7 protein-coding genes are annotated in these 12,224 nt (G+C 73.2%); 6 read left to right on the top strand and 1 reads right to left on the bottom strand.

What is annotated here, in order from left to right:
• The first annotated feature begins 99 nt into the window (after window positions 1-99).
• Window positions 100-1,032 carry a helix-turn-helix transcriptional regulator gene (locus NQU54_RS00200; RefSeq protein ID WP_306278225.1) on the top strand — a complete coding sequence of 311 codons (933 nt, stop codon included), beginning with the start codon at window positions 100-102 and terminating at the stop codon, window positions 1,030-1,032.
• 322 nt (window positions 1,033-1,354) lie between these two features.
• Here NQU54_RS00200 and NQU54_RS00195 read toward each other — a convergent pair whose 3' ends face one another.
• On the bottom strand, window positions 1,355-2,848 hold the full coding sequence (locus NQU54_RS00195; protein WP_257629196.1) for an MFS transporter: 1,494 nt from the start codon (window positions 2,846-2,848) through the stop codon (window positions 1,355-1,357).
• A gap of 129 nt (window positions 2,849-2,977) precedes the next feature.
• Here NQU54_RS00195 and dusB point away from each other — a divergent pair, with 129 nt between their 5' ends.
• The 5 genes from dusB to NQU54_RS00170 all read left to right on the top strand — a co-directional run bounded on the left by dusB (window position 2,978) and on the right by NQU54_RS00170 (window position 12,200).
• Window positions 2,978-4,138: a tRNA dihydrouridine synthase DusB gene (gene dusB, locus NQU54_RS00190; protein ID WP_093707525.1), complete on the top strand. Its 1,161-nt coding sequence runs from the start codon at window positions 2,978-2,980 to the stop codon at window positions 4,136-4,138.
• 90 nt (window positions 4,139-4,228) lie between these two features.
• Window positions 4,229-5,476 carry a lipase family protein gene (locus NQU54_RS49685; RefSeq protein WP_257629195.1) on the top strand — a complete coding sequence of 416 codons (1,248 nt, stop codon included), beginning with the start codon at window positions 4,229-4,231 and terminating at the stop codon, window positions 5,474-5,476.
• On the top strand, window positions 5,473-7,710 hold the full coding sequence (locus NQU54_RS00180; RefSeq protein ID WP_257629194.1) for a VMAP-C domain-containing protein: 2,238 nt from the start codon (window positions 5,473-5,475) through the stop codon (window positions 7,708-7,710). The genes NQU54_RS49685 and NQU54_RS00180 overlap by 4 nt, the downstream gene beginning before the upstream one ends.
• A gap of 15 nt (window positions 7,711-7,725) precedes the next feature.
• The gene (locus NQU54_RS00175) at window positions 7,726-8,688 is read left to right on the top strand and encodes an AAA family ATPase (RefSeq protein WP_232639469.1); all 963 of its coding nucleotides are present in this window, start codon (window positions 7,726-7,728) and stop codon (window positions 8,686-8,688) included.
• Window positions 8,685-12,200 carry an SAV_2336 N-terminal domain-related protein gene (locus tag NQU54_RS00170; RefSeq protein ID WP_257629193.1) on the top strand — a complete coding sequence of 1,172 codons (3,516 nt, stop codon included), beginning with the start codon at window positions 8,685-8,687 and terminating at the stop codon, window positions 12,198-12,200. Before NQU54_RS00175 ends, NQU54_RS00170 begins: the two co-directional genes overlap by 4 nt.
• Window positions 12,201-12,224: the final 24 nt, after the last annotated feature.

Below are 12,224 nucleotides of genomic sequence, written 5' to 3'. Positions count from 1 at the left end.
TTACGAAGATCCCGGGTGGCTCAAGCTGGTACCAGAGTGTCTTTATCCTGGTACAAGAACTACCTGGCAACCGGCTGAGACCTTGGGCACCCTGGAACCATGACCACGATCGTGCGGGATGCCGTGGCCGGCGCCAGAGCCGGTGCCACGGCCGAGAGCAGAAGTGCGGGGGCCGAGATACGGCGGGGTGAGCTGGCCGCGTTCCTGCGCAGCCGCCGGGAGCGGATCTCCCCCGAGCAGGTCGGGCTGCCCCGGGGCCGCCGCCGGCGCACCCCCGGGCTGCGCCGCGAGGAGGTCGCGCAGCTCTCGACCGTCGGCGTGACCTGGTACACCTGGCTGGAGCAGGGCCGCGACATCCATGTCTCGGCGCAGGTCCTCGACGCCATCGCCCGCGCGCTGCTCCTGGACCGCAGCGAGCGGACCCATCTCTTCGCGCTCGCCGCGGCCATCGACCCGACCCCGGCGAGCGAGTGCACCGGCGTGCCGCAGTCGCTCCAGCTCATGCTGGAACAGCTCGAACCGTTCCCCGCCTGCGTCCAGAACAGCCGCTTCGACCTGCTCGCCTACAACCGCACCTACCGGCTGCTGATGTGCGACCTGGACAAGGTGGCGCCGGAGGACCGCAACTGCCTGTGGCTGGCCTTCACCCATGACGAGTGGCGCTCCAGCCTGGTGGACCGGGACGAGACGATCCGGCTCATGGCGGCCAAGTTCCGCGCCGTGATGGCCGAGCATGTGGCCGAGCCCGCCTGGAAGGCGATGGTGAAGCGGCTGGAGGACGCCTCTCCGGAGTTCCGGGAGATCTGGGCGCGGCACGAGGTGGTCCGGCCCGGCGACAAGATCAAGGTCTATCGCCAGTCGGAGGTGGGCATCGTCCGGCTGGCCGCCACCAGTCTGTGGACCGGCCCCCAGCAGGGCCCCAAGCTGCTCACCTACACCCCGGCGGACGCCGAGACCCATGAGCGCCTGGAGCGGCTGTACGCCCTGGCACTCGCGGCGGAGGCCACGGAGGCCGCCCCGGCAGCGGTCTGAATCCCCGGGGCCCGGGCGGGCTCCTTACGCATCGGGGGTGCCCGGTGGATCTTTCCCCTCCCCGCCCCTTCCCGCAGCATGCATTTGCGGCTCCGCCGCGTGGCAGGGGCTCCGCCCCTGGACCTCGGGGCCTGGGGCGGAGCCCCGTCACGTGGCGGAGCCGCATATCGATGCGCGAGAAGGGGAGCGGAGCCCGGTCCGGGGTCTGGGGCGGAGCCCCGGCGGGGGCCTGGGGCGGAGCTTCAGTTTCGGGGAGGGGCGGGGAGGGGCAAGCCCGCCGCAGGCGGCACCGTACGCCGGACGCCCGCCCCCCTCGCGCCAACTACGCCTTCGCGTTCGCCGACGTCTGGCCCGTCGGCGCGCCCTCCCCCTCGAACAGCGCCGCCGCGTGCCGGGTCGTCCGCTCGGCCCAGCGGCCCGTGGTCACCAGCCCCAGCAGCAGGATGACGGCACCGCATGCGGCGATGATCCACCAGGCGGGACGGGCGGCGTCCACGAACGCCGTGGCGGCCGCGGGCGAGGCGGCGTGCCCCACCCCGCTCGTCGCCGCCGACGCGGCGCCCGCCGCCAGCACCGCGCCGATGACCGCGACGCCGAGCGACTGGCCCACCTGACGGCTGGTGGAGGCGACGGCCGCGGCGACCCCGGCCTGGGTGCGGGGCATCCCGGAGACCGCCGTATTGGTGATGGGCGCGTTGACCATGCCGAAGCCGAGCCCGAACAGCACATAGCCGATCAGCAGCCCCGCATCGCTCGCCTGGGCGTTGAAGACGGCGAACATGACCCCGCTGGCCGTTATGGCCACGCCTGCCACCAGCATCGACGGCCGGGGCCCGCGGGCGCCCACCAGCCGCCCGGACAGTGGCGCGCAGACGAAGCACATGAACGCCATGGGCAGCATCCACAGCCCGGCGTGCAGCGCGTTGAGCCCGCGCACGTCCTGGAGGTAGAGCGTGTTCATGAAGAGATAGCCGCCGAGCGCCGCGAAGGCGCACACCGCTACCACCGTCGCCCCGCTGAACGGCGCGCTGTGGAAGAACCGCACATCGATCAGCGGTTCCTCACGCCGTCCCTCGTAGCGGACCAGGGCGAGGAGCCCCGCGGCGGCGATCACGGCACAGGTGACGATCAGCGGCGAGTCCCAGCCGCGGTCCGGTGCCTCGATGATCGCGTAGGTGAGGGTGCCCAGCACCGCGATGACCAGCAACTGGCCGATGGGGTCGGCCCGGCGCGGCTTGGGGGCACGCGACTCCGGCACATAGCGGGCGGTGAGGATCAGCGCCGCGATCCCGACCGGAAGGTTTATCCAGAAGATCGAGCGCCAGCCGACGGACTCCACCAGCAGCCCGCCCACGATCGGCCCGGCCGCCATGCTGATACCGACGACCCCGCCCCAGGCCCCGATGGCGCGGGCCCGCTCCCTGGGCTCGGTGAAGACGTTGGTGATGATCGACATGGCGACGGGGTTGAGCATCGAACCGCCGATCGCCTGCACCATGCGGAAGATGACCAGTGTCTCCAGATTGGGCGCGAGACTGCACAGCCCCGACCCGAGGGTGAAGATCACCAGCCCGGTCTGGAAGGTGCGCTTGCGCCCCACCCGGTCGGCCGTCGAGCCCGAGAGCATCAGCAGGGCCGCGAGGACCAAGGTGTAGGCGTCGATCGTCCACTGCATCCCGGATACGGAAGCGTGCAGATCACTTCGTATCGAGGGCAGGGCGACATTGAGGACGGTGTTGTCGAGGCTGACGAGCAGCAGGCTCATGCAGCAGATCGCCAGCACAAGCATGCGCCGCCGATGGCTGAGCTCACGCATGGTTGAACGCTACATCGATACCGTCGGTGTGGCGGACATAACCGCCCTGTCGGTCCCTCTCGCGGGTGCGGGACAATGAGAGAGCCGCCCCGTCCTCCCACCGTAGTACGCCAGAGGAAGCTCACCTCGATGAACCAGACGCCGCGAACGCCACGGACGCAGCTGCGGATCGGACCGCATACGGTCCGGCCGCCGGTCGTTCTCGCACCCATGGCCGGGATCACCAACGCCCCGTTCCGCACGCTGTGCAGGGAGTTCTCCGGCGGCAGGGGGCTGTTCGTCAGCGAGATGATCACCACCCGGGCGCTGGTGGAGCGGGACGCCAAGACGATGCGGCTGATCCACTTCGACGGCACCGAGCAGCCGCGCTCCATCCAGCTGTACGGGGTGGACCCGGGGACCGTCGGCAAGGCCGTCCAGATGATCGTGGACGAGGACCTCGCCGACCACATCGACCTCAACTTCGGCTGCCCGGTGCCCAAGGTGACCCGTAAGGGCGGCGGCTCGGCGCTTCCGTACAAGCGGCATCTGCTGCGCTCGATCCTGCGCGAGGCGGTGACCGCCGCGGGTCCGCTGCCGGTGACCATGAAGATGCGCAAGGGCATCGACGACGACCACATCACCTACCTCGACGCGGGCCGGATCGCGGTCGAGGAGGGCGTGACCGCGATCGCCCTGCACGGCCGCACCGCGGCCCAGCACTACGGCGGCACCGCCGACTGGGCGGCCATCGCCCGTCTGAAGGAGGCCGTCCCCGAGATCCCGGTGCTGGGCAACGGCGACATCTGGTCCGCCGAGGACGCGGTGCGGATGATGCGCGAGACGGGCTGTGACGGCGTGGTCGTGGGGCGCGGCTGCCTGGGGCGGCCCTGGCTCTTCGGCGACCTGGTGGCCGCGTTCGAACCCGGCCCCGAGCCGCCGGTGTACGCGCGGCCGACGCTCAAGGAGGTCGCGGCCGTGATGCGTCGCCACGCCGAGCTGCTCGCCGAGTGGCTGGAGGACGAGGAGCGCGGCGTGATCGACTTCCGTAAGCATGTCGCCTGGTACACCAAGGGCTTCTCGGTCGGCTCGGAGATGCGCAAGCGGCTGGCGATCACCTCGTCCCTCGCCGAGCTGGACGCCCTGCTGGCCGAGCTGGACCTGGACCAGGAGTGGCCCCCGGGCGCCGACGGCCCCCGCGGCCGCACCTCCGGCCGCAACCGCGTGGTGCTGCCCGACGGCTGGCTGGACGACCCGTACGACCGCGCGGGGGTCGGCGCGGACGCCGAGCTGGACACCTCGGGCGGCTGAGGCTGGTAGTCCGGGGGTCACACGGGGTCATCACCGGTTAAAGTGATGGGCTCGTGGTCGCGGTGGAATCCAGACGATCTGGGGGGATCGGTGACGAGCGTCGTCTTCGTCCACGGCACGGGGGTCCGGGCCAAGTCCTATGAGAAGAGCCTCGCGCGGGTCGTGAGCGGCCTGGGGCGGGTGAGAGCCGATATCCGGGTCGTCCGGTGTTTCTGGGGCGAGGAGCACGGAGCCTCGCTGGGGCTCGACGGGGCGTCGATCCCGGCGCGGTCGAAGAGCCGCGGCGCCGGCGGTGACGAGGTGCTGGACGAGGACGATCCGCTGGCCGTATGGGCGCTGCTGGAGGTGGATCCGCTCGCGGAGCTGCGGGAGTTCGCGGAGGCGGCGAAGGCGCGGCGCGGCGGGGGCGCGCGGGCCGGTTTCGCCCCCGGCCGTCAGGACCCCTGGCAGGCCGTCGCCGATACGGCGCGCGGGCTGAGCCTGGAGGCGGTGACCGACGGCGGGGGCAGCCTGGACGAGCTGGTGGCCGACCTCGCACCGCACCTCGGCCCGGCCGGTGGCCGCGTGGCCCGGGAGATCTCCCGCACCCTGGGCGGCACTCCGCCCGCCGACGGCATCGAGGCGATCGCCGCCCGCGCCGTGTACGCCCTGGCCGTCCAGCGGGCCGAGGGCCCGCGCGGCGACGAGGAGCCGCTCGCGGTGGACGGTGCCGACCGGGACACCGTCGTCGGCGCGCTCACCGATCAGCTGGGCGGCGCCGGACGGGGCGGATTCGTGGCCGGCGCCGCCAAGGGTGTGGCGGTACGGGCGCTCAACTCCTACCTCTCGCCGCTGTCTTCACTGGCCCACACGTTCCGGGGCGGCATCACCGAGGGAGCCGTCCCGGCCAGTGGTGACATCCTCCGCTACCAGGTGCGCGGTGCCGGGGTGCGGGCCGCGATCCGGGCGGCCGTGCGTGACGCGGTCGCCTCGGGGGACGGCCCGGTGGTGCTGCTCGCCCACAGCCTCGGCGGGATCGCCTGTGTCGATCTGCTCGCCGAGCCCGATCCGCCCGCCGGGGTGGAGCTGTTGGTGACGGTCGGCTCGCAGGCCCCGTTCCTCTACGAGCTGGACGCGCTCACCGCGCTGCGCCGCGGCGAACCGCTGCCCGGCGCCTTCCCCCGCTGGATCAACGTCCACGACGAGCAGGACCTGCTCGGCTTCGTCGGGGAGAAGGTCTTCCCCGGCCGGATCACCGATCTGCGCGTCAACACCCGCCAGCCGTTCCCGCGCGCCCACACCTCGTACTTCGCCCATCGGAGGCTGTACGAACTGCTGGCCCCGGAGCTGCCGGCGTGACGGCGATCGAACACGACTGGCGCCGTACCCATGCCGTGCTGGTGGCGGTCGAGCGCTACAACGGCAGCGACCGCCTGAACCTCGACGGCCCGGTGCGGGACGCCATCGGCATGCGGACGTGGCTGACCGGGCGGGGCGTACCGCCGGAGAACATCCGGTTGCTGGCCTCGCCCATGGAGCGCAACAGGGCGGCACTGGAGGCGGCGCACCCGGGCTACCGCCCGGCGGAGCGCGCCCATGTGCGCAAGGTCTTCCGGGAGGGGCTCAGCCACATCGACGGCGACGACTGGCTGTGGGTCTACTGGGCCGGGCACGGGGTGCAGACGCGGGGCGGCCGGTGGAGCCTGCTGTATCCCGAGACCTCGGACACCGACCTCCAGGGGCTCGACGCCGACAGCCTGGTCGACCTGGTGCGCACCGACCATCTGCGCTGGGACGCGGTGGAGCGGGTCACCGTGGTCATCGACGCCTGCCGGCAGGCCCTTCCCCCCGGCACCCACGAGCTGGCCGACATGCCGCAGCCGCTCACCGACTGGCCCCAGACCAGGCCCGAGCGGCCGGTCTACTGGATGCGGGCCTGCCAGGCCGGGGCCGTCGCCATGGAGCGGGACGGCGCCGGGCGCTTCACGTCCGTACTGCTGCGGCAGCTCGAAGCGGCGGGTGAGGCCGGGGCGGCGCTCGACCTGGACCGGGTCTGGCAGGGCGTGCGGGACGAGTTCGCCCGGCTGAACGGGGCGGGCAGCGGCCGACAGTACCCATCGGTGCACATCATCGACTGGGAGCAGCAGGGGCGGATGGTCCGGCTCGGCCCGCCCGCCCCGCCCCTCGATCCGGAGAAGCGGCGGTTCCGGGAGGCGCTGGTCCTGGAGGCGTCCGGGCTGCTCGGGGCGGATGCGGCCGGATCGGCGGCCAGGGTCGCCGCCCGGCTCTGCGAGCAGTTCGCCACCGCCCCGCCCACGACGCCGCCCTCGGCCGAGGAGCTGGTCGACTGGGCGCTGGAGAACCCGCACGGCACCGTCACCCTCCTCGCCGAGCTGAGCGCGCCCGCCCCGCCGCGCACCGAGATCCGCAAGGCGTGCCATCTCCTCCAGAACCAGTGGCTGACCCACGCCGAGTACACCGAGCTGGTCGCGCTGCTGGGCCGTCTGGACCAGCGGGCCCGGTACGACTTCGCCGAGGTCGCCCGCGAGAAGTACCCCACCATGGCGCTGTCGTCCCTCGATCCGGCCGCGCTGGTCGACGACCTCGAAGCCGTGCTGCTCCCCCCGCCGAGACAACTCCCGCAGCTGCTGCGCGTCGTGGAGCACTTCGCCGCGCTGTGCGGGGGAGCGGTCGCGGCAGAACTGCGAGCGTGGTCGCTGGAGTGCGCCCGGCGGATCGATCTCGAGGGCCAGCTGTACGAACGGCGCGGCGAGGCGCAGGAGCACGCCGAGCGCGTACGGGCCGACCCGGACACCGCCACGGACCAGGGGGCACCTCCCAGCGATAGCTGGGGGAGGATCCAGATAAGGCTCCACGCACCGGGCGCGGACGGGCAGCGGCGCACCTATGAGGTCTGGTCGCGGCGCGGTGACGACGTCAACTCCCTGGCGAAGGCCGACACCCCCGCCTCCCTGGAGGAGATACAGCGTGGCCTGGACCACCTGCTGAGCAGGCATGCCCGCACCCTCGACACACTGGTGGAGTTCTTCGTGACCCCCACCGATCTGGAACTGGCCGTGCACCGCTGGCAGCTCGACGCCGAGGGGCCCCTGGAGCGCTCGCTCGGCACGGACTACCCGGTCGTCGTGCGCTGCGCCGAACTCCGGGAGCACCAGCCGCATCTGTGGGAGCGGCGCTGGGAGAAGGCCGGTACGGCGGATGCCGGGGAGCTGCACTGGCTGCCCGCCCACTACGACACGTTCAAGCAGGTCAACGGCGATCTCCAGGGTCAGGAGGACGCTCCTGGCGTGGTGCTGACGTCCCCGGTGCGGGCCCGTAAGGAGGTCTTCAACGCCTGTCTGTTCGGCGGCGTGCCCGTCCTCATATGGCATGGCGAGGCCGAAGGCGACGCCGCGCAGGCCGAGTTGAAGACCCTGCTCCGCACCGAGCGGCTGCGGTCCCTGCCCCAGCACTTACGCAGACTCCGGTCGGCGAGCGAGGCCGACGAGAGCCACCACGGCAGGCATATGGCCCTCCTGTGGGACGATCCGCACAGTCCGCTCCCCGACCAACTCGACCTGTCCGCACCCTGAGGAGAGACGAAGACGATGGCACAGGACTGGAGGCTCTTCCAGGGCGGCGCGACCGACCCCCATGAGGTGGAGACCTGGCCCACCGCCCCGCCGTGGCGGCGCTTCGGCGACGACGCCCGCCGCCGGGACGAGGAGCGGGGGCTGCCGTACCTGATCTCCGACGAGGACCGCGACGTGGTCAACATGGCGCTGCATCTGCACCGCCCACTGCTGGTCACCGGGCGGCCCGGCACCGGCAAGTCGACCCTCGCCCACGCCATCGCCCGCGAGCTCATGCTGGGCGAGGTGCTGCACTGGCCGGTCAACAGCCGCTCCACGCTCACCGAGGGCCTCTACTCGTACGACGCGGTGGGCCGGCTGCGCGAAGCCTCCCTCAAGCGGCGCGCCGACGAGACCGCCGAATCCGAGCCGGACATCGGCGACTATCTGCGGCTCGGCGCGCTCGGCACCGCGCTGCTCCCGGCGGACAGGCCGCGGGTTCTGCTCGTGGACGAGCTCGACAAGGGCGATGTCGACCTGCCCAATGACCTCCTCACGGTCTTCGAGGAGGGCGAGTTCGAGATTCCGGAGCTGGCCCGGCTGGGGGAGGACAGGACGATCGAGGTGCAGATCGCCGGCTCCCGGGAGAAGGCCGCGATCACCGGCGGCTGGGTCAGCTGCGGCGTCTTCCCCGTCGTCGTCATCACCAGCAACGGCGAGCGCGAGTTCCCCCCGGCGTTCCTGCGCCGCTGTGTGCGGCTCGACCTCAAGCAGCCCGACGAGCGACAGCTCCGGCAGATCGTCACCATGCATCTGGGCGAAGAGGTCGGCGCACGGGCCCAGGAGCTGATCGCCGACTTCGTGACCCGGCGGAACGAACGGGAGCTGGCCACCGACCAGTTGCTCAACGCGGTCCGGCTGCGGTCCTCCGGGGTGCGGGTCGACCAGGACGTCCTCGACAAGCTGTTCCGCTCGCTGAACGAAGTCGACGCCCAATGATCGAGCGGCTGTGGGCCCTGCTGGAGGACGCGGGGGTCGAGCTCTCCGAGGAGGAGCTGCGCGACGTCCTGTGGTTCGCCGCGACCACGGCCCCGGCACGGGACGAGGAGGACGGCGGGAAGCGGACGCCGCCCCCGGGGACGGCCGGACCCGCCTCCGGCGCGGCCGACGGCGAGGACGACGCGAAGGGCGCCCAGCGGCAGCCCGCCGGGGCACAGCTCGCCGTCGACCCCGAGCCGGGACCGCTCGCCCCCGACGGGTTCTACGCCCCCGGCGCCGCCCGACCCACCGCGGCCCGCCCGGCCCGCGCCGTCGGCGTCCGGGGCGTCCGGGCGCTGCCCGGGACGCGCGGGCTGTCCCGTGCGCTGCGGCCCCTGCGGCGCAGCGTGCCGTCCCGCACGTCCTTCCGCGTCGACGAGACCGCCACCGCCGAGTGGATCGCCGAAACCGGGCTGCCGGACGTGGTGCTGCGCCCCCGCCCGGAGCGCTGGCTGAGCGTCGCGCTCATCGTGGACGACGGCCCGTCGATGGTGCTGTGGCGGCAGCTCGCCGCCGAGGTGCGCGGACTGCTGGAGCGCCAGGGCGCCTTCCGCTCGGTGCGGACCTACGGCCTGGACAGCGCCCAGGAGTCCCAGCCGGTGCTCAGGGCGCGCCCGTACGCACCCGGCGCCCCGCGCCGCACCCCGCGCCAGCTCACCGACACCTCCGGCCGCACCGTGATGCTGGTCCTCTCGGACGGGGTGGGCCCGGGGTGGCGCGGCGGCGCGATCCCGACGCTGCTGCGGCGCTGGGCCCGCCACTCGCCGGTGGCGGTCCTCCAGCCGCTGCCCGCGCGGATGTGGCCCGAGCGCGGTATGCCCACCCAGCGGCTGCTGGTCGACGCCGGGGGGCGCGAGGGGGCGCCGGGCCGTGCGCTGTCCGTGCGCCATCCGGTGCTGCCGCGCGGCCTGGTGTCCTACGACGGCAAGACCCCGGTGCCGGTGCTGGAACTGGCCGAGGGCGAGCTGGGCGGGTGGGCGGCGCTCACCGGTACGGGCGGCGGCGGGCAGCCGCTGCCGGTGATGCTGCTGGACGGCGCGGAGAAGCCGGTGGCCGCGCGGGCCACGGCCCATGTCCCCGGGCCGACCGCCGAGGAGCGGCTGCGCCGCTTCCGGGGCGCGGCCTCGCCCGAGGCCCAGCGGCTGGCCGGGGCGCTGGCCACCGTCCATCCGCTGACACTGCCGGTGATGCGGCTGATCCACCAGGCGGGCGCGGGCCGTGCGGAGCGCTTCCACCCGGCGCAGCTGGCCGAGGTGTTCCTGGGCGGGCTGCTGCGCGGACGGGAGGGGAGCGCGGAGGAGTACGAGTTCCACCCGGGGGTCGTCGACCTGCTGCTGGACGGGGTCCGGACGTCGGACGCGCTGGAGACGGCGGCGCGGGTCACGGAGTTCCTGCTGCACCGGCAGGGCAGCGGCCCCGAGTTCCGGGCCCGGCTCTCCGGCGGCCACGGGGACTCCCGCGTCGCCGAGGAGGCCCGCCCGTTCGCGGCGGCTTCCCCCGAGCTGCTGTCCCGGCTGGGGCTGCTGGAGGAGGCGGGTGAGGAGGAGCCGGTGGCCGAGGAGCCCGTACGGCAGCCGGCCGAAGTGCCCGCCCCGCTCCCGGCCGGCGCCATCCCGCCCCGGTCCTACGCCTCCGAGCGCGTCCAGCCGCCGCTGATCGCGCTGGTGCGGCGGATCGCGGCCGACGACGGACTGCCGAGGTCGGTGCGCGAGCAGGTGGACAACGTGCTGGACAAGGCCGATGAGCGGAACGAGGAATCCGGCTGGTGGGGTGTGCGGCTGCTGCCCAACCTCGCCTATCAGCTCGTCAAGTCCGGATGGCCGGCCTACGCCGATGAGCTCAAACAAGCGGCGCGGGAGCAGATCGCGGGGCTGAGGTCCGCCGAGGACCTCGAATCCCGCAATCTCCGCGGGCATTTGGCGCGCACCCTGAACAGGCTCGGGGAGCACGACGAGGCGGAGCGCGAGCTGCGCGCGGTGGTCGAGGTCTCGACGAGGGAGCACGGCGAGGAGCAGGACTACACGCTCTTCGCCCGTGACTACCTCGTGGACCTGCTGTACGACGCCGGGCGGCTGGAGGCGGCGGCGGAGGAGTGCCGCACCCTGCTCGACGCGTGGGAGCGCCGGGAAGGCACCGACCATCGGGCACACCTCCTGGCCAAGCGCCAGGTCTACGGGCGGGTGCTGCTGGACCTCGCGCGGGTGGAGGAGGCCGCGCGGGAGTTCCGGACCGTGGCCGCCGGGCGCCGGGAGCAGGACGGCCCCGCGCATGTCAGGACCGTGACCGCGCGGGTCTGGCTGGCCGCCGCGCTGCGCAGGCTCGGGCTGTACGACGAGGCCGAGGCCGAGGTGCGGTCGGCGGTCGAGGACTGCCGCCCGGCGGAGTCGGAGCTGGACGAGGCCCTGCTGACGGCGGAGTACGCGCTCGGCGAGCTCCTGGACACCAGACAGCGCAACGAAGAGGCCGAGGCGCTGTGGCGGGAGTTGGTCGAGCGGACCTCCGCGGGTCTGAAGCCGTGGAACTGGCGGATCCGCCGGGCCCGTCGCAACCGCATTCACCGGCTGCGCGCCCTGAGCCGGTACGCCGAGGCGGAGGCCGAGCTCGACACGCTGGTGGAGGAGACGGTCGGCTCGCTCGGGAAGTGGCACGAGGACTCGCTCATCGCCCTGCGGCTGCGCGCGTTCGTCCTGGAGGACCAGCAGCGGTACGACGAGGCGCGGCCGATCTACCGCGAACTCCTGGAGCAGCAGGTCCCCGTGTTCGGGCGGGACCATTCCAACGTCCTGAGCACCCGCCACTGCCTGGCGACCAGCATGCGGCTGGCGGGGCGGTACGAGGAGGCGCTGGCGGAGTACACCGAGGTGCTCCAGGAGTGGCTGCGGGTCCTCGGACCGGATACCCAGGCGACCCTCATGACCCGGGGTGGCCGGGCCAGGACCCTGGCCGACCTGGAGCGCCGGGAGGAGGCCGAGGCCGAGTACCGCGTGGTCGTGGAGGCGGAGGCCCGGGTCCTGGGCCGTGACGCCCCGGGCGCGCTGACGTCGCGTCTGCACCTGGCGGCGGTGGTGCGCGACCAGGAGCGCTACGAGGAGGCCGAGGCGGAGTTCCGCCAGGTGGCCCAGGGGCGCGCCCGGGTGCTGGGCGCCGAGGCCGAGGCGACGCTGGCGGCCCGGCACAGCTGGGGATATGTGCTCAACCACCTCGGCCGGTTCACCGAGGCCGAGCGGGAGATCCGGGAGACGGTCAGGGGGCGGCTGCGGGTGCTGGGCCCGGAGAGCCTCGGCACCCTGTGGACCCGCCACAACCTCGGCATCACCCTCCACGGCCTCGGCCGCCTGGAGGAGGCCGAGGCCGAGTGGCGGGCCGTGCTGGAGATCAGCGAGCGGGTCCTGGGCGATGAGCACAACTGCACCGTCAAGACCCGCGAGGCGCTGGCCGGTTTGCGGAAGGCCGGGGGCGATCAGGCGCCCTGACCCGCCGCCACCGCGGCCGGTTTG

Source organism: Streptomyces malaysiensis subsp. samsunensis (assembly GCF_024519315.1).
Lineage (GTDB): Bacteria > Actinomycetota > Actinomycetes > Streptomycetales > Streptomycetaceae > Streptomyces > Streptomyces malaysiensis.
The sequence above is the reverse complement of the archived record's forward strand: the minus strand, read 5'-3'. Positions and strand labels throughout refer to the sequence as shown.